Genomic DNA, 24,257 nt, shown 5'->3' on the forward strand with positions numbered 1-24,257 from the left:
GCATTTGGATGAGCAAGTGATTTAACTTGCATAAAAGGAGAATAAATGACTAGAACAGAATTTAGACAGTTAATTGAGAAACGAATCGTTTTTATTGATGGTGCAACAGGTACAGAGCTTCAAAAGAAGGGAATGCCTGCTGGCGTGTGTCCTGAAAAATGGATTATAGATAATCCTGATGCTATTAAAGAATTACAGTCAGCCTATTATGCTGCTGGAAGCGATATTGTTCTTGCACCTACATTTACTGCCTCTAGAATAAAGCTTGCAGAATATGGCTTGGAGGATAATCTGGTGGCTATGAACAGGCAGTTAGTTCGCCTTACCAGAAGTGTAGCAGGTGATAATGGACTAGTTGCTGCTGATATATCTATGACTGGTAAGCAGCTGTTTCCGCTTGGGGATTTGATGTTTGAAGACCTTGTAGATTGCTACAAGGAGCAGGTGGCTGCAATCCTTGAAGAAGGGGTGGATTTGTTTGTAGTAGAGACTATGATGAGCCTTCAGGAGTGCCGCGCCGCTGTTCTTGCTATTAAAGAAAGCTGTGATTTACCTATTATTGTGTCCCTTACATTTAACCCTGATGGAAAGACATTATATGGAACAGCTCCTGATACAGCCATGATTGTGCTTGAATCTATGGGAGTAGATTGTGTAGGAATGAACTGTAGTACAGGCCCAGAGGCTATGCTTCCTCTTGTTAAGGAAATGTCAGCAGTTGCTAATATCCCTATTATTGTAAAGCCTAATGCAGGATTGCCAGAGCTTGAGGATGGCAAAACTGTATACAAAATGGGACCTAAGGAATTTACAGATGCCTGTGTTAAGCTATATGAGGCAGGAGCTTCACTTTTTGGGGGATGCTGTGGCTCAACTCCAGAGCATATTAAGGAGCTTGTTTCAAGGCTTAAGGATATGCCACAACATATCTTTAAGAATGAACCACTTAGGGTAGTAACTTCTGAAAGAAAGAATACCTGGATTGATTTAGATGGACCATTTATGGTTATCGGCGAGAGAATCAATCCTACTGGAAAGAAGAAGTTCCAAGAGACTCTGCGTAATGGTTCACTTTCTATGGTAGTAGATTTTGCCAGGGAGCAGGAAGAAAAGGGCGCTAATATCTTAGATGTAAATATGGGCATGAACGGCATAGATGAAAAGCAGATGATGCTTGATAGTATCTACGAGGTAACATCTGCAGTGGATTTGCCTCTTTGTCTTGATACCAGTCATGTGGATGTTATGGAGGCTGCTCTTCGTATTTATCCTGGTAGAGCACTTATTAATTCTATCTCAGCAGAAGAGCCTAAGATGCAGGATATGCTTAAGCTTGCCAAGAAATACGGTGCTATGTTTATAACACTTCCACTTTCAGGTGCAGGCTTGCCTAAGGATATTAATGAAAAGAAGCAGCACATTAATACTGTATTAGCTGCGGCTGAGAGTATAGGACTTCGTAAGGAGGATGCCATTGTTGATGTGCTGGTGCAGACCGTTGGGGCAGAAGGTACAGCAGGCTTACAGTGCTTTGAGACAATAGAATACTGTAAGAATGAACTGGGACTTCCTACTGTATGTGGCCTATCTAACATATCATTTGGTATGCCAAATCGTCCTTTTGTAAATACCACATATCTTACTATCGCAGTTAGCAAGGGGCTGACCATGGCTATTGCAAATCCTAGTCAGCAGATGCTTATGTATTGTGCTGCAGCGGCAGATACACTTATGAATAAGTCAGGTGCTTTGGAAAAATATGCATCGCTTCCTGTAGTGGAGCAGGCTGTGGGCACTGCTACAAATAAGTCTGGCACTAAGGAATCAGGCGGGGATTCTTCTGTAGAATTAAGCCCGGTGGCAGAGTGTGTGGTAAAGGGAAAGAAGGAACAGATTGTTACTGAGATTCAAAGCTTGCTTGATAGCGGTGTGGACCCTCAGGTGATTATAGAGGAGCATCTTATTAAGGGTATCAATGTTGTAGGAGATTTGTACGATAAAAAGAAGTATTTCTTACCTCAGCTTATAGCTGGTGCTAATGCCATGGAAATTGGTATGAAGCACATTGAACCACTGCTTGCATCAGAGGATAGTGAATCAAAGGGGACCATTGTTATTGCCACAGTTGAAGGTGATATTCATGATATAGGAAAGAATCTGGTGGCATTGATGCTTAAAAACTATGGCTATAATGTTATTGATTTAGGCAAGGATGTACCAGCTGCAGAGATTATAGATAAGGCAGTTGAAGTGGATGCTGATATCATCGGCTTGTCTGCACTAATGACTACTACAATGATGCGTATGGATGATGTGGTTAAGCTTGCCAAGGAAAAGGGCTGTAGAGCTCAGATTATAATTGGCGGAGCTTGCATTAATGAATCATTTAAGGATGAAATAAATGCTGATGGATATTCAGCGGATGCGGCAGATTGCGTAAAGCTTGTTGCTAATCTTATGAAGACTTTTGGGTAGGTGAATATGGAAGAAAAGAAGCACAAAAGAAGGGTTCATTACTCTGGAAAATATCCCAAGAAATTCGAGGAAAAATACAAGGAACACAATCCTGAAAAGTATGCAGATACTATAGAACATGTTATTGCCAAGGGATCTACACCTGCAGGTATGCATATTTCTATTATGGTACAGGAAATACTGGATTTCTTACAGATTAAGCCAGGACAGCAGGGCTTAGACTGCACACTTGGCTACGGTGGACATACTAGAAAAATGTTGGAGCAGCTTAATGGACAGGGCCTTATATATGGCCTTGATGTGGACCCAATCGAATCGGCTAAAACTGTTGAAAGGCTTAGAGGCTTTGGGTTTGGCGAAGACAATTTTAAGTTTAGACTTATAAATTTTGCTAATATTGATAAAGTGGCTGAGGAGGCAGGAAAATTTGATTTTGTCTTAGCCGACCTTGGTGTATCTTCTATGCAGATAGATAATCCTGAGCGTGGATTTTCCTATAAGATTGACGGCCCGCTGGATTTGCGTTTAGACCCAAACCATGGTGACAGTGCAGCTGAGCGTCTTCACAATATTACAGAGGAAGAGTTTGTAGGAATGATGATTGAAAATTCTGATGAACCTTACGCTGAAGAAATCGCTCACAAGGTGTTTACTCTTATGTCTAAGGGCAATCCTATGGATACAACTACTGCTCTTAGAGAGGCTATATCAGAGGCTCTTTGGAAGGTGCCAAAGGATGAGAAGGAACAGGCTATTAAGAAATCCTGTGCCAGAGTTTTCCAGGCACTTCGTATAGACGTTAATAGTGAATTCGAGGTACTTTATTCATTCTTGGAAAAGCTTCCTGGTATCTTAAATCCAGGTGGCAGAGTAGCAATACTTACATTCCATTCAGGAGAGGATAGATTAGTAAAAAAATCATTTAAGGAATTGGCAAAGCTTGGGGTATATTCTGAAGTATCAACTGATGTTATAAGACCATCTGCTGAAGAATGCAGAATAAACCCTAGAAGTAAATCCACAAAGATGCGCTGGGCAATTAAGGCGTAAAATATATTATTGGGGGAATAAAAATGAACAATATTTTTGTTAATCAGGTTGGGTTTATGCCTAACTCAAAGAAGAAGGCTGTGCTTAATTTTAAAGCCGAAGAATTTCAGGTAATTGATGGAAATGGAAACACTGCGCTTAAAGGCGCTGTAAGTCACTTTGGCACAGATGAAATCTCTGGTGAGGACACTTATGTAGCAGATTTTAGTCAGGTTACAAATCAAGGCACATATAAGATTGTTGCAAATGATGTTTCTAGTGCATCATTTTTGGTAGGAGATAATGCATATGATAAGCTTATGAAGGATGTTTGCAAATGCTTTTATTATCTTCGCTGTGGACATGGAATGGATAAAAAGTACGCTGGAAAGTACTACCATGAGCCTTGCCATGTTTCAAAGGCAACAGTATACGGTGAGGATGTGCCTCCTGTAGATGTATGCGGCGGTTGGCATGATGCTGGTGACTTTGGCAGATATTCTACTGCAGGAGCTGTAGCGGTGGCACATTTATTATATGCTGTAAGATTCTTTCCAAAGCTTCTTGAGGTGGAATTTGACATTCCAAAGTCTGATTTGCCTGATATACTTGCCGAAGTAAAAGTGGAATTGGATTTTCTTATGAAAATGCAAAGGGAGGATGGCAGTGTATGGCACAAGGTCACTACATTTAGCCATGCGCCATTTGTCATGCCTGAGGATGACAAAGAGGAATTGTTTTTGTTTAATGTATCATCTCTTGCAACTGCAGATATTGCCGCAGTATTTGCACTGGCTAATACCGTATATGGAGCTTATGATAAGGAATATGCTAAATTGCTTCTTGAAAGGTCTTTGAAGGCTTATAAATGGCTTGAGGCTAATAATGATGCGGTATTATTTAAAAATGCCGAAGGCTCAAATACAGGAGAGTATCCTGAAAACGAAGATAATTCTAATAGATTCTGGGCTGCTGCAGCTTTATTTGAAGCGACAGGAGAAAAGAAGTATTACCAGGATGCCCTAAAGCAGAAGCCGTTTATTGAAGCATATGATAAGCAGGATGCATTTAAGGAATACACAGGAAATATATTTACTTGCTTTGGCTGGGCAGATGTTGCCGGACTTGGCGCACTTTCATTAATCTTAAAGAATGACAGAAGTGAGATTTATGAATTTGTAAAGCAAGCACTAATTGGGGAAGCTAATAGATTAGTAAAGAATTCATCAGAAAATGGCTTTGGCCTTTGCATGAAAAAGGAGAACTTCATTTGGGGCAGCAACATGGAACTACTTAAGTATCTGATGGTACTTACTGTAGCAAACAAGCTGGAGCCTAAGGCTGAATTCGTAAATACGTTAACAGCAGGACTTAATTATCTGCTTGGCTGCAATTCCATGGATGTAAGCTATGTTACAGGAAATGGTGAAAAGGCATTTAAAAATCCTCACCTTCGCCCAACCTTTGCAGCTAAATTAGATGCATGGCCAGGCCTTGTTTCGGGTGGTCCAAACACAGGCTTACAGGATGAAAGAGCACAGGAACTTCCAAAGGATACAGCACCAATGAAATGCTATATAGATCATGTGGATTGCTATTCATTAAATGAAATTACTATTTATTGGAACTCGCCATTAGTATTTGTATTGGCTGGATTGATGTAACAATTTCATATTTTATTACAGGCAAATCTAAGTATGATTACAACTCATACTTAGATTTTGTTTTTGTAATCTCTGTCATATAAGCAGCTGTAATAATACCTGATGGCAGGGCAATCACAGCAACACCTACAAGTGCTGAACACATGGTAATAAGGCGTCCAATAGGAGTTACAGGTGATATATCGCCATAACCGATTGTTGTGATAGAAATGGTTGCCCAGTAGAGAGCATCGAAAAAATAATTAAATAGGTTAGGCTCTAGCTGGAATATCAGCATGGCAGAAACAAATATATATACAATAATCAGAATGAGAACAGCCATAAGCTGAGACTTAACCTTGCGAATAACATTGGCTATTATTATCATTGTTTTCGAATATCTAATCAGCTTTAGGGCGCGGAATATTCTAAAAAGGCGAAGTAGACCAATCATTGAAGAGACAGGTGTAAACAGATAGATAACAGGTAAAATAGATAGAAAATCAAATATTGCCAGTGGCGTGAAAAGATAGGCTATGTAAGCTCTATAGCTTTTATAGCCCATTTTATAGTCGGCAGTGTAAACTCTGGCGATGTAGTCTGTCAGAAAAATGAAGCTGGTTAGAATTTCAATCCAGTAGGTATAGGTGGTTTCCTTTTTTAACATCATAGGAATTAAACCTACAATAATTGCTACCGTCATTAATTGATCGTAGGCACGGCTGGACTTATCACCAAATTTTGAAACCTCTAATACTTCGTATATTCTTCGCTTGAAATCGTACATAATTTACCCTCTACATAAATCCGTTGTACAATGCGGCTATCCCTAGAATTGCTAATACAATACAAAAGAAACGACATATCAATACAAATCTCTTCGAAGCTATCTCTTGAGTGTTTGAGTGCATTCCAGAATCATCAATTAATTGTTTGTTGTTATCTGTCATATTTTTATCCTCACAAGAATCACTATATGGGTAATAATATCATCTATATGTGAAATAATTATAAAACTTTTATAGCTATAAAATGTCTGATCGTATAGGGACTGGGGCTAAGATGGAATAGAAAATTTCAGCAAATTAATGCTCAAAATAAAAGTATTGCGAATATTTGTTTTTGTGTTGACATTATTTAAATCCAATGCTATATTATACAAGTCGCTTGAAGCGGTACACAAATCGCGAAAAGCTCTGGGATCTTAGCTCAGCTGGGAGAGCATCTGCCTTACAAGCAGAGGGTCACAGGTTCGAGCCCTGTAGGTCCCATTTTAAATCAAATAATTGTCATTATGGCGAGATAGCTCAGTTGGCTAGAGCACGCGGTTCATACCCGCGGTGTCGAGGGTTCGAATCCCCCTCTCGCTACTAAAAATAAAAGCTAGACCAAATGGTCTAGCTTTTATTTTTATTCAGCTCGATGTGGATTCAACTCAATCAAACCGCGGGGCTCCCGCGATGTCGAGGGGCGAGCGTGGTCCAGTGGACCACATGGTTGCGAGCCGACCGAGCCGGCAGGCGAGAATCTTGCCCACTCATTGGCGGTCCTGTCACAAGAGCAACGGAAAATGTGGATTTGTGGGAGGTGTTGTGACAGAAATGGCAGATCTGGGCCGGAATCCTGTCACAAGAGCAACGGAAAATGTGGGTTTGCAGGAGATGCTGTGACAGAAAATGGTGGTAGAGTCAGGATTCTGTCACAAGAGCAACGGAAAATGTGGGTTTGCAGGAGATGCTGTGACAGAAAATGGTGGTAGAGTCAGGATTCTGTCACAAGGGTAACGGAAAATGTGGGTTTGTGAGAAAGTTTGTGACAGAGATTAGCCGGATTTCAGTGAAATTCTGTCACAAGGGTAATGGAAAATGCGGGTTTGTGGGGATACTTGTGACAGAAAATGATGATTTGAGCCAGGATTCTGTCACAAGGTAAACGGAAATATAGGCTTTGCAGACAGAGCTGTGACAGAGGACAGACGGACTCAAAAGTCAAATCTAGCAAACATGTACGATGATTCTGTTAGGTCAGTACCTTATGGTAGCGTAAATTATTCATCAGGAATCGAGCATATGAGCACACTAGCAACTGGTAATCGTAAATTTTATAAATTTGATTTATCAAATTGTACAGCAGACCAATTAAAGAATGGCTGGATATCAATTAGCACAGCTGCTTCATGTTGGTCATATAATGGTTCAGGCCGTGGATATGCTTCATGTGGAATTAGTTCAATTACATATGAAAAAGTAATTGATGACTGTGATATCACAGAGCATCAGTGGCAGGGAATACCTGAGTGGACATTGAATAGCAACAATGAAGTTACTGGTGTTAAGATTAAATATGAATGTGCTAAGAATAAGTTGAACCATAAGGACTCATACGTAGCTGAATCAAAAGACGTAAAGAAAAAAATAGATGGAAGTATAATTACGTATAGAGTGACAGGAAAACACAATGATACATACACAAAGGTAGTTCAAACTGGCGGTAGTTCAGAACCTTATGTAGCAGCACCAATAAAAATCACTGATAATATTCTAGGAAATCCTAGTGCTCATGCTTATGATGACGACTATAGTGATACAGAGTGGTGGCCACAAGGTTGGGGTAGATATGTAGATGCAAATGGTACACTTCACTCACATGGTATGCATGCAGTAACGGCAGCTAGTGAAATAAAAAATACCATTGTTGCAGGATATATCCCAAGCGGTGTTAACAAAGTAATATTTGGTTTTTCAGCAAATAATAAGCTTGATAGTCTAAGTATTAGTATCTATAACCGAAGAGGTCAAAGAATTGGATACGGTGGCACAAACATGGCAGGAACTATATCTGGCAACACATGTGCAGTTACAATTTATGCTAGATCTGATGCTGATTTATTAGGTTCTACCGTAGATTTCTATGGTAAAGCAACATCAGAAAGATGGGCTTCAAATTATTTTGAAAAGCTTGGCGGTATTTCTTCACATATCAGCTTAGATAGTATGACATTTGTATACTAAAATGATTTTTAAGACCATAGTATTAGTTTTAATATTATGGTCTTATTCTTTATAGAAAGAGGTAATCTTTATAATGAATGAGTATATAAAATTAATTCTATGTATTATTGTCATTTTTATAATTTTTCTATTTTTTTTATTAACAGATCCATCAATTAAACAAACCTAAGATATTCAGAAGAAAGTCAAAACAGGCAAATATAAAGTATATTTAGATGGAAATGAAGTAAATCCTTTAAGTATCGATTATACCAGTCCAAAATACAAGAAAGTGATTGACGAAGATAATATGATTATAGTTATTACATCCGAAAGGTAGGTGTGCAATATGAATAAAGTAGTTCATATCTCTTTACCTGATGAAGAATATTTAAAATTACTAGGCATCGCTATGTCTGCATTTTCATCCAATAATAGCTTTGTTATTGAAAATATCTTATATAATGAAACTTGTGAATACGATTGGTACGAATTAACTGATAAAGAGTCTGGATATTTATATGATATTATTAAGCAATCTATTAATGAGGATATTGCGAACGATTTTAAAGCAATCGTAAATATGAGAAATCGTATTATACATGGATTTAGAATTACTTCTAAAACAGGAGAACAAATTTTGGGAACCAAAACCAAGATTAAAGATGGAAATATTCAATTTGAGATAACAAAAGATTATTTAGAAGACTTTATATTCAAAAATGATAATCTATCTATAAAATTAAATTCATATCGAAATAGTCTAAAAAACACAATTGATATTTGTTAAAATATTAAATCTTTTAAAAGCACCCTAACTTCAAAATTTGAAATAAGGGTGCTTTTATTGAAATAAGAATTATTCTACTATAGTATCAACAATTGTCCAACCTTCAGCTTGCATTTGATCTGACCAAGAAGTGTCGTTTTTTGCGTATTCTTCAGCCGCTGCGGTCTGAGCATCGTTGGCACAATATACTGTGCTACCAAAACCTGAACTTGAAACAAATGTGCCCTCATAACCATACTTAGCACCATCGCCATTAAGTGGACGGCTGTAGTCAATAACTGTTGTGCCGTAAGCCTGTGATGTACCTGTTACTGGATTGTAATAAACATTTCTTGTAGCTGCTTCATAGTGCTTTAAATAGCTCTCATTTGTCCAACCTGCCTTATCAAGACCAAGTTCTGAAACATCATGTCCACCATTAATGAAATCAAGAGCTCTCTGATAAGCCTGCTGAGCTTCGGCTACTAGACCTGTGACTTCAGGTGTTACTGATGGAGCTGTATAAGCGAATGTATTACCAGCAACATTGGATGTGCTCTTAATCTGATCATTCTGCTGTGCGAGTGTTGCAATTGCCTTAGGACCCTGCTTTAAAAGTGCATCTGCTGAAGCAATTCTGTTTTCCTTAATACCACTTGTTACATAATGATTAATGAATGCCTGGTAGTTTGAACCGAAAGCTGTGATAAGATCTGGATTTGCAAGAGCGTATACTGACATATTAAATGTAGCTGAAGCATCCCTGCCCTCATAAATGCCGCTTGTTACATAATGATTAAGTAATGCAGCTGGATCTGATCCTACCACTGCAACTACATCTGGATAAGCCTCAGCGTAATACTTGGCATCAAATACCTTTGCGATAACTGTAGCATTAAGATTCTGCTTAACTGTCTGTGTCTGAGCAGTAGCTGGTGCCTCTGCAGCGTGTGCTACAAGTCCAGTAGAAGACATCATACCAACCATACCTACAAGTGTCATCATTTTTACAAAACTATTTTTCATGATATTTCATTCCTCCGAAAAAAAGGTTCATTAATTACAGCGTTATAATAACACCCTTTACAAAAAAAACAACACCTTTTATAACGGCTAGCTATTTTTGATTCCTATCATGCTAAGAGCAAGCTCGGCATCAGAAAATGAGAAAGGATTATTTCTTGATTCGAAGGTAAGTATAAGGTTCTCACCAGGGATAATGTGGTTGGCCTGGTACGTCTGAAGTTTTGAAAATGCTTTTTTGGCATAATCATTATTGTCCATCATTCCTAAATGTTCCCAATAAATAATTTCGCCTGTGACAGGATGCTTTAATGTGAAATCAGGGTAGAACTTGATTCCATTCAAAATGAGTTCGCATTCATATCTGTAAGGAATAGCATTGCTTGATAGTGCCATATCAATAAAAACTTCTGATTTTGAGCGCACTAAATTACCTGAAGGACATTGAAAGGTCAATTGCTCAGGGCTCTTCGGATTGGAATTATATGATGATTGCCAATTAATTAAATCATCAGTGGGAATCTTGTTAAAGTAGGGTTTTAACAGATAGTCATATCCTTTGTCTTGCAATAATTCTTGAAGTTCACAACGTGCAGCTTCAAAAGTTTTAGTGGAATCATTGTTGATAACATCAATCTGGGCAAGGATTAATGCTTTCTTAAGTTCAAGATATTTTTTCCTAGCAAGCTTTGCTGCAAAAGAATAATCTTTTTTGGAAATATATTGTCTAGTGGTGTTATTTAAATAAAACCATCTATGCCATTTTCCATTTGGATATACTAATAGATTACCTTTGGGGAGAGATAAAATCTCCTTTTCGATTTTATCTAATTCTTGATATAGATTTTTTAAATTGTAATTCATTTAATTTTTTTGTATGAAATAAAAAACGACACGCCGAGCGAATTAAAAAATATCATAGTAATGAATAATAGTCAAGTAAAAGTTATATATTGATATTGTAAATGATACATGCGTTAAATATATAACATTGCGAGAGCAGGGGATTCCATATTAAAAAAAGATTATTTTAGAATCAATGAAATTCTGTCACAAGGGTAACGGAAAATGTGGGTTTGTGAGAAAGTTTGTGACAGAGATTAGCCGGATTCAATGAAATTCTGTCACAAGGGTAACGAAAAATGTGGATTTGTGAGAAAGTTTGTGACAGAAACAAGCCAGAATCAATGAAATCCTGTCACAGGTGTAACGAAAAATGTGGGTTTGTGAGAAAGTTTGTGACAGAAATCAGCTGGAATCAGTGAAATCCTGTCACAGGTGTAACGAAAAATGTGGGTTTGTGAGAAAGTTTGTGACAGAAACAAGCCAGAATCGGTGAAATCCTGTCACTGATGTAACGGAAAATGTGGGTTTGTGGGGAAGCTTGTGACAGAAACCAGACAGAACCAATGGCAACATCTGTCATTGTGATACTATTGTGACAATCCAAATGTTATCTTGATACATGTTAAGAGGAGTTAAGCGAAAGCTATTAGCAATGGAGGAGAAAAACATGTATCAAAAAGGCTTAAAAGTGTTTAGAACATTATCTGCATTATCTCTTAGTGCAATCATTATTTTATTCTCATTTCCTATGGAATCAAATGCTGAAGAATCTATTGTTTATTCTGCAGATGCATCAGATTTCGTATTGTTAAGTGATGCTGTACCTGATGCAATTTTAGAAATTCGCTATTATTCAACATATAATTTTATAGGGGATAGAGTAGAGGGGTATGAGGAGCCAGTGGCGCTACTTACAAAAGAAGCTGCTACAGCTTTAAAGGCAGCCAGTGATGAACTTGTAGCAAAGGGCTATAGATTGAAGATTTATGATGCCTATAGACCTCAGATGGCAGTTACTAATTTTGTAAACTGGGCACAGGATTCTAAGGATACAAGAATGAAGCAGTATTTCTATCCAGAGCTTCAGAAGAATGTATTATTTCCACAGGGATATATTGCTGAGCATTCTGGTCATAGCCGTGGAAGTACAGTAGACCTTACTTTGTTTGATATGCGAACAGGAAAGGACGTTGATATGGGCGGTACCTTCGATTACTTCGGAGAGCTTAGCCATCCTGACTACACTGGCATCACTAAAGAACAGTATGCAAACCGCATGCTTTTAAGAGATGTTATGCTTCGTCATGGGTTTAATCCATTGGCAGAAGAGTGGTGGCATTTTACTCTTGCTAATGAACCATATCAAAATACTTATTTCACATTCTCAGTAAGCGCATCCTCTGTAAAAGAAAAATTATAAAAAAAATGTGAAAAAAGCCTATAGATAAGCCTTTTCTTTTATAATTACTGTATTAGGGTTTATGTGTATTAATATACATAATGTATTGGAGGAAAAGGTATGAATAAGAAGAAGGGGACAATAGCACAGGCACTAAATGGTTTTTCGTCATTTACTATCAAGCTGTTTCAAGGAATAACTTTGATAATGGCAATATTCCTGGCCGTGATTTTTGTTAATATTTATAGCTTTTACAATGTGCAATTTGTAACCGAAACCTACCAGATGGAAATCAGAAAGGATGTGCAGACAATTAATAAGCGTTTGCTTCTTGCTGTTGCATCTAATGATTCTGAGGTTACAGCTGCGCAGAAGGAGGATTTGGAGGAAAGATTCCCTAAGATTGAGGGATATTTTTCTACTATTTCCAAGAACCTTAACAACGATACGTTAGGTGCTCAGCTTACAACTAATTGGAAAGCCTTTGAGGATGCTTCCTTTGAGATGTTGGCTTTAGTAGAAAATGGAGATTCTGAGAGCGCTTTAGAATATTATAATTCTACACTTAATGATGTATCAGAGACCTTAGCAGATTCTTTGGATGAAACTGGTACACTTGCAGAAAAAGCTGCAGCTGGTAAATATAGAATAATTCTTGTTATTATAGGCGCTGCAGTTGTTGTTTTAATAGTAGGACTTATTGTAATCACAACAATTAATAAGAAAAAGAGCAAAGCCCTCATTCAAGAAATAGAAGAGGATTTGGATGTTCTTGCAAAGGCTACAGAAGAGATCGCTAAGGGCAATGTTCATGTAGATATTGATTATGATGCTGATAACGAAATTGGAAGAGTTGCAAATCAGCTTAGAACAGCAGTTGAATCGCTGATTTATTACATCGATGAGATTGGAAACAAGATGTCTACCATGGCACAGGGCAATTTCGATATTGCCTTTGATAGAGATTTTAATGGTGATTTTAGAGATATCCAGAATGCAATCGAATCATTTTCACAGCAGATATCTGATTCTATGACGGAGATTATGGAAGTATCTGATATGGTATCAAATGGTGCTAACCAGATTGCTGGCGCAGGACAAAACCTTGCAGATACAGTTACATCTCAGGCAAATATCGTTGACGATTTGTCAGTTACAGTAAATAGAATTACAGATCAGATTTCTAACAGCTCTACAGATGCCACAACTATTTCAAAAGAGGTTGAGGTGGTTGCAGAAAATATTGTAGAAGGCAATAAGAGGATGCAGGATGTTGTAAATGCTATGGATGCCATTTCATCATCTTCTCAGGAGATTTCAAAGATTATTGATACAATCAATGAAATCGCAGATGAAACTAACCTGTTGTCACTGAATGCTTCTATTGAGGCGGCAAGAGCTGGTGAGGCAGGAAAGGGCTTCGCAGTTGTTGCAGGAGAGGTTTCAAAGCTGGCAGGACAGACAGTGGAGGCAGCTCAGGATACAGCAGAGCTTATTAACGCTTCCCTAAGAAACGTAGAAATTGGTATTTCTATAGCAAATGATACAGCCACAAAGCTTAATGACATGGTTGACCAGGTTCAGGGAATTGCTGGCAAGGTTAAATCTATTGCTGAGGCATCTAATACACAGGCTGAATCAGTTAAGGAAATGTCAAATGACATCGGTGAGATTTCTTCTGTTGGACAGAACAATGCAGCTACATCAGAGGAGTCACTTGCATTAAGCTACGAGATGAACGAGCATGCTAATTCACTTAAGGGATTAGTTGAAAAGTTTAATCTTAAAAGATAAATAATGTATATCTATTAGAGGGCCAAATATAACGGCCCTCTTTTTTATATAAAATTTTTCTAATTCCCTATTTAAAATTCTTGACGATTTTACATAGTTCTGTTAATCTACTTATGGTTAGGAAATGCTAACCTATGTGTAAATCATTGTGGAACTCCCTTATATTGTTGCTACCAATTGGGAGTTCCCGAATTTAAGAAGGAGGAAGTAATTTATGGATTACTTAGAGATTGAAAAGGTTGTAGGTAGAGAGATTCTTGATTCAAGAGGAAATCCTACTGTAGAATGTGAGGTTACTCTTGTTGATGGTACTGTTGGAAGAGGTATGGCTCCATCTGGTGCATCAACAGGTGAATTCGAAGCATTAGAGCTTCGCGATGGAGATAAAAATAGATATTTAGGTAAGGGTGTTAAGAAGGCTGTTGATAACATCAACGGACCTATTGCAGAGGTTATCTGTGGTATGAATGCATCTGACATCTATGCAATTGATGCAGCTATGATTAAGGCTGATGGCACAAAGGATAAGTCTAACTTTGGTGCAAATGCAATCCTTGCTACATCAATCGCTTGCTGTAGAGCAGCTGCTACATCGCTTGAGATTCCTCTTTATAGATTCCTTGGTGGTGTACAGGGCACTAAGCTTCCAGTTCCAATGATGAACATCTTAAATGGTGGTGCTCATGCAGATAGTGCTGTAGATACACAGGAGTTTATGATTATGCCTGTTGGTGCTCCTTCATTTAGCGAGTGCTTACGCTGGTGTGCTGAGGTTTTTCATGCTCTTAAGGCAATTCTTAAGGATATGGGAGATGTAACAGCAGTTGGTGATGAGGGTGGTTTTGCTCCTAATTCTCTTAAGAACGATGAGGATGCTATTGAGACAATCCTTAAGACTATTAAGGCAGCAGGCTTTGAGCCAGGTAAGGATTTCATGATTGCTATGGATGCTGCATCTAGCGAGTGGAAGTCTGAAAAGGGCAAGGGCTTCTATCATCAGCCAAAGTCTGGTAAGGACTTTACAACAGATGAGCTTATTGATCACTGGGCAGCTCTTGTAGAGAAGTATCCAATCATCTCTATTGAGGATGGTCTTGATGAAGAGGATTGGGAAGGCTGGCAGAAGATGACAGCTAAGATTGGTGATAAGGTTCAGCTTGTAGGTGATGACCTTTTCGTTACAAACACAGAGCGTCTTTCAAAGGGTATTGCTAATGGTTGTGGTAACTCAATCCTTATTAAGCTTAACCAGATTGGTTCTGTATCTGAGACACTTGAGGCTATCAAGATGGCTCACAAGGCTGGTTACACAGCTATTTCTTCACACAGAAGTGGTGAGACAGAGGATACAACAATCGCAGATCTTGCTGTAGCACTTAACACTTGCCAGATTAAGACAGGTGCACCTTCAAGAACAGAGCGTGTTGCTAAATACAACCAGCTTCTTCGTATTGAAGAGCAGCTTGGTGGCGCAGCATGCTATCCAGGTAAGGATGCATTCAACGTAAAGTAAAAGTATTTTGTAAATGAATATTTTAAGTTCTTGATTTTAAATCGCAGTCTATTAATTTAGACTGCGATTTTTTTTGAAATCAGTTATAATGTAGCTTGTATATTAAAGTAATCAGGAGGGAATATGAAAAAGAAGGTTTTATCTATGATTTTAATAGGAGCTACAGCACTGTTTACAGCTTGTGGCTTGGAGCAGGCAAAAGATAATGGTCCTAAGATACTTGATGAGAAGGTAGATACTACAGAAAATGTACAGGATGATGAAGCAGTAGAAAATAATGATGATGCTACAATAGAGGTTGTTGAAAATGCAAGTCACTCAGATGAATATAACGAAGCGTTTGAGATAGGTGATAGAATTGGTGCGTCTTACAAGAAACAGGGGGATGCTGAGGTCACAGAGTTCGAAAGCTGGCAGGAAGGCTACAAGGCTTTGATTGAAGATTGCAACAACGATGGATATGAACATAGCTATGCTTTAATTTATGTTGATGGGGATGAAATTCCCGAGCTTGTTTATAAAACATACGATGACCAGGTTGCAATTGCTACATTTACAGGCTCTACAGTTAATTTATTTTCAAGCCAGTTGCAGGATATTCAGTACATAAAGGGTACAAACAATGTGATTGCACATGAGAATATTGTTGCTGATTCTGTATTAAATGATTATGTAGTGGCTATTAAAGATGGATTTTGGGTTCAAATAGCCTATGGAACCAGCAGACCTATGGATATTTGGGCAGAGGATAGCTTTGATGAAAATGGCAATCCTATTATTTCTTATTGGGAGATAAATGGAGAAGAGCTTTCTAGTCAGGATGAATATGATGAAAAGCTTTTAAAATACATTGATACTAATAGTGTTACACCTGGATTGGAAAATGGCGGTGAATCTTATGAAGCGATACTTGCTAAGATAGATTCCATGAAATAAATCTATTGGAGCAGCTATGTTAAAGGATAAAGATATAAGGGAGCCTCTGTTTGATTTTTTAGAATGTGAATATGGCAAAACCAGAATCATAGAAGAGAAGATGATGGGAAGCTCGAGAGCTGATGTGATTATGGTAATCACTGGGACCCTTGTTGGGATTGAAATAAAATCTGATGCAGATACTTATGTACGATTGGAAAGTCAGATAAAGGACTACGATAAATATTTTGATTATAATATAGTGGTGGTTGGCACCTCTCACGCTAATCATGTAGGCGACCATATCCCAGAGCACTGGGGAATCATTACAGTGGATGAGGTGGAAGAAAAGGCTGATTTTTATTTCTTGAGAAGGCCTACACTTAACAAGAAAATGAAGCTTAATAGAAAGTTGGAGCTTTTGTGGCGGCCTGAGCTTGCGCTTTTGCAAGAGCGATACAAAATGCCAAAGTACCCTGGCAAAAGCAAAGTATTTATTAGAAAAACTATAATGGAGTGGACTAAGCTTCCTCTTACTAAGGCTGAAATCACAAGAATAAAAAGAACAGCCAAATTAGATGGCCGTGAGCTAGTAATTCCTGAAACAAGAATTGATGTAGATGATTTGAATGCCCAGGTAAGTGAATTATTATTTGAAAGAGATTATGAAAAATTACTTGCTGAGATTGCTGAATACAGAAAGGCGCATAATCCTAGAAAGCGTGGGCCTAAGAAATCTACAAGAGTCAGACGGATAAGGCGTTTGGCAAAATCTAACAAATAATTATAAAGAAGGTATCTGATTATGTGTTTAATTAGATACTTTTTTTATAATTAAATTGTGATATAATGTATAAAAATACATTGATAGAGGATAAATATACATGAAAAAGAAATTATTATCATTGCTTGTTCTTGTGTCCGCTGTAATGCTTGTAGGCTGCGGAAACAAAGCAACTGAAACAAAACAAATTAAATCTGCTGATGATTTGGAAGGCGCCAAAATCGGTGTACAGCTTGGTACAGTTGGAGATTTGTATGCATCAGATTATGAAGGTGATGAGGCAGGTACAACTGTTGATAGATATAACAAAATTGCAGATGCTATTCAGGCTCTTAAGCAGGGCAAGGTTGATTGTGTAATTGTAGACGAGCAGCCTGCCATTGCAAGTACGGCAAATGAGCCTACTCTTACTATTTTGGATGAGCCATTTACAGAGGAAGAATATGCTATCTGTATTGCAAAGGATAACAATGAGCTTTTAGACGAAGTGAACGCCGCTTTGTCAGAGCTTAAGGAAGAGGGAATAGTAGAGCAAATTACTGCTAATTATATTGGTGATGATACAAAGGGGACTTGCCCTTATGTAACACCAGAAGGCACTACCTACGATAATGGTACTCTTGTTGTTGCAACAAATGCTGCCTTCCCACCATACGAGTATTACGAAAATGGTGAAATCGTTGGTATCGATATGGAACTTATCACAGCAATCGGTGACAAGCTTGGCCGCAAGGTAGAGATTGAGGATATTGAGTTTGATAGTATTATTAATGCGGTTTCTTCTCATAAGGCTGATGTTGGTATTGCTGGTATGACAATGACAGAGGAAAGACTTAAGTCTATTAATTTCTCGGATTCTTATGTAACTACCAAGCAGGCAATCATTGTAAAAGATGATTCTCTTTCAGGAGATAGCCTTGGCTTTGTTGCAAATCTTAAGAGAAACTTTGTGGATGATAGCAGATACACATTCCTTTTAAAAGGCTTGTTAAATACACTTATCATCGCATTTTGCGCCGTACTTGCTGGTATGATTATCGGCTTTTTAGTTGCAATCGTACGTGTTACTTACGACAAGACTGGCGGCTTCAAGCTTTTAAATGCAATCTGCAAGCTTTATCTTACAATCATCCGTGGTACACCTATTATGATTCAGCTCTTAATCATCTACTATGTAGTATTTAAGGCTGTTAATGTTCCAAAGCTTTTAGTTGCAATTATCGCATTTGCCATAAATTCAGGTGCTTATGTTGCAGAAATTATGCGTGGTGGAATTATGTCGGTAGATGCTGGTCAGATGGAGGCAGGTCGAAGCCTTGGACTTAACTACAAACAGACAATGACAATTATTATTTTGCCACAGGCTATTAAGACAGTATTACCTTCACTTGCTAATGAGTTTATTTCTCTTATTAAAGAGACTTCAATCTGTGGATATATTGGACTTATGGATTTGACACGTGGTGGCGATATTATCAGAAGCATCACCTATGAGGCATTTATGCCACTGATTGCAGTTGCATTTATTTATCTTGGCATAGTGCAATTACTGAATTTTGGTGTTTCCAAATTAGAAATGAAGCTTAGAAAGAATGAGCAGTAGAGGAGTAAATATGGCAGAGGTATTAATAAAAGTTGAAAATCTTTCAAAATCATTTGGTGAAAATGTGATTTTGAAGAATGTAAATATGCAGATTGAAAAAGGAGAGGTTATTGCTATCATTGGACCTAGTGGTTGCGGCAAATCTACCTTTATTAGAACCCTTAATCAGCTGGAAGAATTGACAGCAGGAACAATCTATCTAGATGGGGAAGATATTACAAAAAAGGGTGTGGATATTGATGATGTTCGAAGAAGAGTTGGAATGGTATTTCAGCATTTTAATTTATTCCCACATCTTACAATCAAAAAGAATCTTACACTTGCACCAGTAAAGCTTGGTTTAATGACACAGGCTGAGGCTGATGTGAAGGCCATGGAGATATTAACCAGAGTGGGGCTTGCTGATAAGGCTGATTCATACCCTGATAGCCTATCAGGTGGACAGAAGCAGCGTATTGCAATTGCTCGTACTCTTGCAATGAATCCAGAGGTGATTTTATTTGATGAACCAACCAGTGCACTTGATCCAGAGATGGTAAAGGAGGTTCTTTCTTTAATGAAGGAGCTTGCTGATGATGGAATGACAATGGTGGTTGTAACTCATGAGATGGGATTTGCAAGAGAAGTGGCAGATAGAGTTTTATTCTTTGATGAGCAGGGAATAAAGGAACAAGGTACTCCATCGGATATTTTTGAGAATCCTCAGAGTCAAAGATTAAAAGACTTCTTATCAAAGGTACTTTAGTTTTTTTCATAAAAGGATATAATAGTATTGTTTAAATAAATACTAGGAGCAATACTAAAATGGAATCAACACTTAGACGAACATGGGCTGAGATTAATCTTGATGCAATAGCCCACAATTATAAAGTAATCAGACAAAAAATCGGAAGCGATGTTAAGTTTCTTGGCGTAGTTAAGGCTGATGCCTATGGACATGGTAGCATTCAGGTAGGTCGTCTATTACAGGAATTAGGTGCTGACTATCTGGCCGTCAGCAGTGCTGATGAGGCATTAGAGCTTCGCTCAAATGGAATCACAATGCCTATTCTTATCCTTGGACATACGCCAAAAGAGCAGGTTGGTCGTCTTATTGAATATAATATTACTCAGGCTATTACCTGTAAGGCTAAGGCAGATGAATACAGTGCAGAGGCTGTTAAGTGTGGTGGAATACTTAAGGTTCACATTAAGGTAGATACAGGTATGTCTAGACTTGGCTATCTATGCGACAATACATATTTTGATACTGGAGTTAATGGCATTGCAGAAGCATGTGGTTTGCCTGGACTTGATGCTGAGGGAATCTTCACTCACTTTGCTGTAGCCGATGAATTTGGTGAGAACAATGATGAGTATACTAAGCATCAGTTTGAATTATTTACAAGCGTAATTAAATCTGTTGAGGAAAGATTAGGCCATAAATTTAAAATTAGACATTGTGCTAATACTGGTGCTACAGCGCGTTTTCCAGAGACCTATCTTGATATGGTGCGCCCAGGCTTACTATTATATGGCTACGGTGAATTCGCCCGTGAGATGAATCTTCGTCCTGCCATGACTCTTAAAACTACTGTTAGTACTATTAAGATTTATCCAGAAGGCACTGCCATTAGCTATGGCAGAACTTACGTAACAGATAAAACCACCAGAGTGGGAGTGCTTCCTTATGGATATGCTGACGGTTTCCTTAGAAGTCTTTCTAACAATTGTTCACTTATTACAAAGGAAGGTCCTGCTAAGCTTCGCGGTAAGATTTGTATGGATATGTGTATGATAGATATTACAGATATGCCGACTGTTGATGTAGGAAGTGAAGTAGAAATCTTTGGTGAGAACAATTCGGTAGATGATTTAGCGGCAAGCGCAGGAACTATACCTTATGAGCTTACATGTGCTGTTAGCAAGAGAGTGCCAAGAATATATTACAGAAATGGTGAAGAAATAGAGCGCGAGTTAATGCTTAGATTCTAAAAAAAGCAGAAGAGCCTTTAAAAGGTCTCTTCTGCTTCTTTTTTATCAAATGTGATTCGGTAAACACCAATAAGACTAGTAACCATTGAGAAGCAATCAAATGCAAAAACAATCCAGTTCTTAAGGAAGAAATCATAAGTGCCAAAGCAAAGGATACTACCGATACAGCCAAGCTTAATAATGATATCCTTCTTAGAACGAAGTGACAGTGTAATACATGTTGCGGCTACGAATGGAAGCCAATCAATCCATCTGTTATCAGTGGTGATGAATGTAAATACGCCTTGGAAAGCAATAAAGAAAATCTGAAGTGGCAATGTAAGATTCCATTTTAAACAGATAAGGTTTCGAAGTAAGCTTACCATATTGCCTACAACAGCAGCCATTCCACCTAAGCAGGCGTATGAAATGGAAAATAAAACAAACTGAAGGTTCTGTGCCCAAAGTATTGTTTTCTTATGCTTGAGATATCCTATAATTACCATAAGGATACATGCTAATATTGAAAAAATTCTTCCAACTAAAACTAAATTCATGATATATCTCCTAAAATAATTAAAATTGTATTTAATATGATAATGCAATATTAATATTATTTAAAGTCCTAAATGGAAAACAGATGATTTACCCCTTTAAATTGCTAAAGAATTAAGGTAGAATATAGGGAAAATATATTAAGGAGTCTTGTTATGGGTAAAGTATTTAAATTCAATAAAGATGTAGATACAGATCAGATTATCGCATCACAGTATCTACTATTTCCAACTATAGATGAAATGAAAATGCATACATTTGAATCCCTAAACAGTGAGTTTGCAGGAAGTGTAGCCCCTGGGGATTTTGTTGTGGCTGATGAGAATTTTGGATGCGGTTCTTCAAGGGAACAGGCTCCTAGCGTGCTAAAGGCTCTTGGGGTTAAAGCTGTTATTGCCAAATCCTTTGCCAGAATTTTTTATAGAAATTCTATTAACATTGGTATGCCTGTAATCGTTAGCAAAGAATTATATGATGCTGTTAATGAGGGCGATGATATGGAGCTGGACCTTGAAAATGGAATTATCACCACAGGGGGAAAGAACTATTCCTGCACCAAGCTCCCTGCTAAAATGCAGGAAATCCTGGATCAGGGCGGTCTAATCGCATCGTTGAACAAGTAAGAATACTTAGAAGAGCTTCTAATTAACAATGACTTCTTGTGGGCTACTTAAGGAAAAAGCCCACAAGAACTTGGCTTCGCCAAGCAATATTTTCTTATAGAAAATATTGGTCTATGTCCGGTTCTTGTTTTTCTGATGAAAAACAAAAACCTATGATTTATTCTCTGAAAGGAACATCTAGTGACTGGAAGAGAATTAATTATTGTTAATGTAAGAAGCGTAGTAAATTATTAGATGAGCATAGTAGTAAACAAGCTATTATATTTCCTTAGTGAAACATTAGTTGAACGGGGAAATATAATGCTTGTTTGCGTAACTATGCGGAGTTCAGTATTAGAAGAGCATAGTAGTAAACAAAAATTATATTTCAAAAGGGAAACATGTTAGTTGACCGTTGAAATATAATGTTTGTTTACGTAACTATGCGGACTAAAAAGGAGATATAATTATGGGAATGACAATGGCTGAAAAGATTATCGCAGCAGCGGCAGGTGTAAAAAGCTGTAAAGCTGGAGATATTGAAACAGTTACCTTAGATAGATTAATGTCAAATGACGGAACAACTCATTTGACAATAGATATGTATAATAATTTAAAGCATCCTCATATTGCAGATGTGGATAAGCTTGTGTGGATAATTGATCACAATATCCCATCAGATAGTCCAAAGACTGCGGCAAGTCATAAAAAAATGAGAGATTTTGCTAAGGAACATGGCATTACATTTTATGAAGGTGAGGGCGTGTGCCATCAGGTTATGATGGAAAATCATGTGCGACCGGGCGAGCTGATATTTGGAGCTGATTCACACACATGCGCTTACGGTGCACTTGGTGCCTTTGGAACAGGTGTAGGCTGTACTGATTATCTTTATGCAATGGTAACAGGCACATCATGGTTGCTTGTGCCAGAGACTATCAGGATTAATCTGCATGGAAAGCTAAGAGAAGGTGTATATGCCAGGGATTTGATTCTTACTATTATTGGACGCATCTCTGCAAATGGTGCTAACTACAAGGCTATGGAATTTGTAGGGGATGGCATGGCACATCTTTCTATGGCTGACAGAATATCTATCTGTAACCTGTGTGTAGAGGCCGGAGCCAAGACCGCCCTTATGGAAGTGGATGATGTAGCACTTGATTATCTGAAGGAGCACGGTAGACAACCAAAGGCTATCTTCAAATCAGATGATGATGCTGTGTTTTCACAGGTTATTGATATTGATATGGCAGAGATTGAACCAATTGTTGCTAAGCCTCATTTTGTGGATAGCGTAGTACCTGTAAGTGAATGCGAGGGTACTAAGATAGATGAAGCTTTTCTTGGCAGCTGCAACAATGGACGTATAGAGGATTTGCGAGTAGGGGCTGCTATCATTAAGGGCAAGCATGTGGCTGACAAGGTTAGATTCTTAGTTGTTCCTGCAAGTAGAGCCGTATATAAGCAGGCTCTTAAGGAAGGCTTGCTTGATATATTTATGGAAGCAGGAGCTATGGTAATGAACCCTAACTGTTCTGTATGCTGGGGAGCCTGCCAAGGCGTCATCGGAGAAGGGGAGACTCTTATTTCCACCGGCACTCGCAACTTCAAAGGACGTGCCGGCCACAAGGATTCCTTCGTCTACCTTGCCAGCGCCGCCACCGTCACCGCATCCGCCGTACGTGGATATATCATAAGTGCAGATAAGATTTAAGGTTTATTGTTAGAGCATCCATAGAAAAACTATGCAGGCGCGAGGAAGAGGGCCCCGCTCAGGTTCTTTGACATTAGTCAAAGGTTCTGAGATGGGAGATGGCTTCCGGGAGCTTTGAAAAAGTATATTTGGATGCGGATAAGGAGATTGAATTGTTTAAAGCAAAGATTTGGAAACTCGGAGATGATATAGATACAGATATTATTCTGCCTACAGAATATTTGGCCTACGAGACTGTGGAAGAAATGAAGCCTTATGCATTCAGTCCACTGCGTCCAGAGCTGGCAGGCCAGATTCAGCCAGGAGACATGATAGTTGCAGGCAACAATTTTGGCTGCGGTTCATCAAGAGAGCAGGCCCCTGAGGTGGTAAAGGCTCTTGGAATATCATGTATAGTGGCTAAAAGCTATGCAAGAATATTTTTTAGAAATGCCATTAATAACGGACTTCTTCTTATTGAGCAGCCTGATTTGTATGATGAGGTCAATGAAGGAGATATTGCAGAGGTAGAAACAGGTAAGGAAATAAAGGTAAATGGAAAATCATATACTATAGCCTCACTGCCTGATAATCTGCTGGAGATACTTGAAGCAGGCGGACTTGTAAAGGCAATGAGAAAGAAGAATGGTTTGGAATAATTGGAGATA

Annotated in this window: 21 protein-coding genes and 2 tRNA genes; 19 read left to right on the forward strand and 4 right to left on the reverse strand. The window is 38.2% G+C overall.

Translation table 11 applies throughout. The features are described 5' to 3' along the window. Positions 1-45: 45 nt before the first annotated feature. From IJ535_RS00845 to IJ535_RS00855, 3 genes are read left to right on the forward strand one after another with little or no spacing between them, the layout of a single operon-like run. Entirely contained in the window at positions 46-2,475 is a 2,430-nt protein-coding gene (locus IJ535_RS00845) for a homocysteine S-methyltransferase family protein (RefSeq protein ID WP_294297473.1), read from the forward strand. A 6-nt stretch (positions 2,476-2,481) separates the two neighbouring features. Beyond that, the gene (gene rsmH / locus IJ535_RS00850; protein ID WP_294297477.1) at positions 2,482-3,525 is read left to right on the forward strand and encodes a 16S rRNA (cytosine(1402)-N(4))-methyltransferase RsmH; all 1,044 of its coding nucleotides are present in this window, start codon (positions 2,482-2,484) and stop codon (positions 3,523-3,525) included. Positions 3,526-3,548: 23 nt separating this feature from the next. Beyond that, positions 3,549-5,168 carry a glycoside hydrolase family 9 protein gene (locus IJ535_RS00855; RefSeq protein WP_294297479.1) on the forward strand — a complete coding sequence of 540 codons (1,620 nt, stop codon included), beginning with the start codon at positions 3,549-3,551 and terminating at the stop codon, positions 5,166-5,168. A gap of 37 nt (positions 5,169-5,205) precedes the next feature. Here the strand turns inward: IJ535_RS00855 and IJ535_RS00860 are convergent, their stop codons facing one another. Continuing rightward, positions 5,206-5,934 carry an ion transporter gene (locus tag IJ535_RS00860; RefSeq protein WP_294297481.1) on the reverse strand — a complete coding sequence of 243 codons (729 nt, stop codon included), beginning with the start codon at positions 5,932-5,934 and terminating at the stop codon, positions 5,206-5,208. 411 nt (positions 5,935-6,345) lie between these two features. Between IJ535_RS00860 and IJ535_RS00865 the strand changes: the two genes are divergently transcribed. The 5 genes from IJ535_RS00865 (at position 6,346) to IJ535_RS00885 (ending at position 8,927) form a co-directional block, all read left to right on the forward strand. Next, positions 6,346-6,418 (forward strand) — tRNA-Val (locus tag IJ535_RS00865). Positions 6,419-6,443: 25 nt separating this feature from the next. Beyond that, a tRNA-Met gene (locus tag IJ535_RS00870) sits at positions 6,444-6,517 on the forward strand. 379 nt (positions 6,518-6,896) lie between these two features. After that, a complete protein-coding gene (locus IJ535_RS00875; RefSeq protein WP_294297484.1) occupies positions 6,897-7,079 on the forward strand; it encodes a hypothetical protein in 183 nt (60 codons plus the stop codon). A gap of 71 nt (positions 7,080-7,150) precedes the next feature. Then, entirely contained in the window at positions 7,151-8,158 is a 1,008-nt protein-coding gene (locus IJ535_RS00880) for a hypothetical protein (protein ID WP_294297487.1), read from the forward strand. A gap of 328 nt (positions 8,159-8,486) precedes the next feature. Next, complete coding sequence (locus IJ535_RS00885; protein WP_294297489.1) at positions 8,487-8,927, forward strand: selenium binding protein; 441 nt, start codon at positions 8,487-8,489, stop codon at positions 8,925-8,927. Between the two features lie 69 nt (positions 8,928-8,996). Here IJ535_RS00885 and IJ535_RS00890 read toward each other — a convergent pair whose 3' ends face one another. Continuing rightward, on the reverse strand, positions 8,997-9,932 hold the full coding sequence (locus tag IJ535_RS00890; RefSeq protein WP_294297492.1) for a hypothetical protein: 936 nt from the start codon (positions 9,930-9,932) through the stop codon (positions 8,997-8,999). 87 nt (positions 9,933-10,019) lie between these two features. Further along, positions 10,020-10,793 carry a hypothetical protein gene (locus IJ535_RS00895; RefSeq protein ID WP_294297495.1) on the reverse strand — a complete coding sequence of 258 codons (774 nt, stop codon included), beginning with the start codon at positions 10,791-10,793 and terminating at the stop codon, positions 10,020-10,022. Between the two features lie 649 nt (positions 10,794-11,442). On the opposite strand from IJ535_RS00895, the gene IJ535_RS00900 reads away from it, so the two are divergent. From IJ535_RS00900 to alr, 8 genes are all read left to right on the forward strand, one after another. Continuing rightward, complete coding sequence (locus IJ535_RS00900; RefSeq protein WP_294297498.1) at positions 11,443-12,195, forward strand: M15 family metallopeptidase; 753 nt, start codon at positions 11,443-11,445, stop codon at positions 12,193-12,195. A 99-nt stretch (positions 12,196-12,294) separates the two neighbouring features. Beyond that, a complete protein-coding gene (locus tag IJ535_RS00905; protein WP_294297502.1) occupies positions 12,295-13,968 on the forward strand; it encodes a methyl-accepting chemotaxis protein in 1,674 nt (557 codons plus the stop codon). 214 nt (positions 13,969-14,182) lie between these two features. Further along, positions 14,183-15,481 carry a phosphopyruvate hydratase gene (gene eno, locus IJ535_RS00910; RefSeq protein WP_294297506.1) on the forward strand — a complete coding sequence of 433 codons (1,299 nt, stop codon included), beginning with the start codon at positions 14,183-14,185 and terminating at the stop codon, positions 15,479-15,481. A gap of 123 nt (positions 15,482-15,604) precedes the next feature. Further along, positions 15,605-16,417 carry a hypothetical protein gene (locus tag IJ535_RS00915; protein WP_294297509.1) on the forward strand — a complete coding sequence of 271 codons (813 nt, stop codon included), beginning with the start codon at positions 15,605-15,607 and terminating at the stop codon, positions 16,415-16,417. 16 nt (positions 16,418-16,433) lie between these two features. Continuing rightward, positions 16,434-17,180, forward strand: coding sequence for a sce7726 family protein (locus tag IJ535_RS00920; protein ID WP_294297511.1), 747 nt, complete (start codon positions 16,434-16,436; stop codon positions 17,178-17,180). 100 nt (positions 17,181-17,280) lie between these two features. Then, positions 17,281-18,783: an ABC transporter substrate-binding protein/permease gene (locus IJ535_RS00925; RefSeq protein WP_294297515.1), complete on the forward strand. Its 1,503-nt coding sequence runs from the start codon at positions 17,281-17,283 to the stop codon at positions 18,781-18,783. Between the two features lie 10 nt (positions 18,784-18,793). Continuing rightward, positions 18,794-19,528, forward strand: a complete 735-nt coding sequence (locus IJ535_RS00930; protein WP_294297518.1) for an amino acid ABC transporter ATP-binding protein — start codon at positions 18,794-18,796, stop codon at positions 19,526-19,528. A 59-nt stretch (positions 19,529-19,587) separates the two neighbouring features. Next, entirely contained in the window at positions 19,588-20,757 is a 1,170-nt protein-coding gene (gene alr / locus IJ535_RS00935; RefSeq protein ID WP_294297520.1) for an alanine racemase, read from the forward strand. Positions 20,758-20,774: 17 nt separating this feature from the next. Here the strand turns inward: alr and IJ535_RS00940 are convergent, their stop codons facing one another. Continuing rightward, positions 20,775-21,293 (reverse strand): YgjV family protein, encoded by a 519-nt coding sequence (locus tag IJ535_RS00940; RefSeq protein WP_294290859.1) that lies wholly within the window; start codon positions 21,291-21,293, stop codon positions 20,775-20,777. A 153-nt stretch (positions 21,294-21,446) separates the two neighbouring features. On the opposite strand from IJ535_RS00940, the gene IJ535_RS00945 reads away from it, so the two are divergent. The 3 genes from IJ535_RS00945 to IJ535_RS00955 all read left to right on the forward strand — a co-directional run bounded on the left by IJ535_RS00945 (position 21,447) and on the right by IJ535_RS00955 (position 24,248). Further along, positions 21,447-21,914 carry a LeuD/DmdB family oxidoreductase small subunit gene (locus tag IJ535_RS00945; RefSeq protein ID WP_294297524.1) on the forward strand — a complete coding sequence of 156 codons (468 nt, stop codon included), beginning with the start codon at positions 21,447-21,449 and terminating at the stop codon, positions 21,912-21,914. 448 nt (positions 21,915-22,362) lie between these two features. Beyond that, a complete protein-coding gene (locus IJ535_RS00950; RefSeq protein WP_294297527.1) occupies positions 22,363-23,610 on the forward strand; it encodes a 3-isopropylmalate dehydratase large subunit in 1,248 nt (415 codons plus the stop codon). A gap of 146 nt (positions 23,611-23,756) precedes the next feature. After that, entirely contained in the window at positions 23,757-24,248 is a 492-nt protein-coding gene (locus IJ535_RS00955) for a LeuD/DmdB family oxidoreductase small subunit (protein ID WP_294297659.1), read from the forward strand. Positions 24,249-24,257 lie beyond the last annotated feature (9 nt).

Source organism: Pseudobutyrivibrio sp., from assembly GCF_017471675.1.
GTDB lineage: Bacteria > Bacillota > Clostridia > Lachnospirales > Lachnospiraceae > Pseudobutyrivibrio.

What these genes read in the sequence shown, in the direction of transcription:
- IJ535_RS00940 (WP_294290859.1), bottom strand. Translation starts at nt 21,293, where the DNA reads ATGAATTTAGTTTTAGTTGGAAGAATTTTTTCAATATTAGCATGTATC.
- IJ535_RS00885 (WP_294297489.1), top strand. Translation starts at nt 8,487, where the DNA reads ATGAATAAAGTAGTTCATATCTCTTTACCTGATGAAGAATATTTAAAA.
- IJ535_RS00880 (WP_294297487.1), top strand. Translation starts at nt 7,151, where the DNA reads ATGTACGATGATTCTGTTAGGTCAGTACCTTATGGTAGCGTAAATTAT.
- IJ535_RS00925 (WP_294297515.1), top strand. Translation starts at nt 17,281, where the DNA reads ATGAAAAAGAAATTATTATCATTGCTTGTTCTTGTGTCCGCTGTAATG.
- IJ535_RS00950 (WP_294297527.1), top strand. Translation starts at nt 22,363, where the DNA reads ATGGGAATGACAATGGCTGAAAAGATTATCGCAGCAGCGGCAGGTGTA.
- IJ535_RS00900 (WP_294297498.1), top strand. Translation starts at nt 11,443, where the DNA reads ATGTATCAAAAAGGCTTAAAAGTGTTTAGAACATTATCTGCATTATCT.
- IJ535_RS00855 (WP_294297479.1), top strand. Translation starts at nt 3,549, where the DNA reads ATGAACAATATTTTTGTTAATCAGGTTGGGTTTATGCCTAACTCAAAG.
- rsmH (WP_294297477.1), top strand. Translation starts at nt 2,482, where the DNA reads ATGGAAGAAAAGAAGCACAAAAGAAGGGTTCATTACTCTGGAAAATAT.
- IJ535_RS00905 (WP_294297502.1), top strand. Translation starts at nt 12,295, where the DNA reads ATGAATAAGAAGAAGGGGACAATAGCACAGGCACTAAATGGTTTTTCG.
- IJ535_RS00895 (WP_294297495.1), bottom strand. Translation starts at nt 10,793, where the DNA reads ATGAATTACAATTTAAAAAATCTATATCAAGAATTAGATAAAATCGAA.
- IJ535_RS00920 (WP_294297511.1), top strand. Translation starts at nt 16,434, where the DNA reads ATGTTAAAGGATAAAGATATAAGGGAGCCTCTGTTTGATTTTTTAGAA.
- IJ535_RS00945 (WP_294297524.1), top strand. Translation starts at nt 21,447, where the DNA reads ATGGGTAAAGTATTTAAATTCAATAAAGATGTAGATACAGATCAGATT.
- alr (WP_294297520.1), top strand. Translation starts at nt 19,588, where the DNA reads ATGGAATCAACACTTAGACGAACATGGGCTGAGATTAATCTTGATGCA.
- IJ535_RS00845 (WP_294297473.1), top strand. Translation starts at nt 46, where the DNA reads ATGACTAGAACAGAATTTAGACAGTTAATTGAGAAACGAATCGTTTTT.
- IJ535_RS00875 (WP_294297484.1), top strand. Translation starts at nt 6,897, where the DNA reads ATGGTGGTAGAGTCAGGATTCTGTCACAAGGGTAACGGAAAATGTGGG.
- IJ535_RS00890 (WP_294297492.1), bottom strand. Translation starts at nt 9,932, where the DNA reads ATGAAAAATAGTTTTGTAAAAATGATGACACTTGTAGGTATGGTTGGT.
- IJ535_RS00930 (WP_294297518.1), top strand. Translation starts at nt 18,794, where the DNA reads ATGGCAGAGGTATTAATAAAAGTTGAAAATCTTTCAAAATCATTTGGT.
- IJ535_RS00860 (WP_294297481.1), bottom strand. Translation starts at nt 5,934, where the DNA reads ATGTACGATTTCAAGCGAAGAATATACGAAGTATTAGAGGTTTCAAAA.
- eno (WP_294297506.1), top strand. Translation starts at nt 14,183, where the DNA reads ATGGATTACTTAGAGATTGAAAAGGTTGTAGGTAGAGAGATTCTTGAT.
- IJ535_RS00915 (WP_294297509.1), top strand. Translation starts at nt 15,605, where the DNA reads ATGAAAAAGAAGGTTTTATCTATGATTTTAATAGGAGCTACAGCACTG.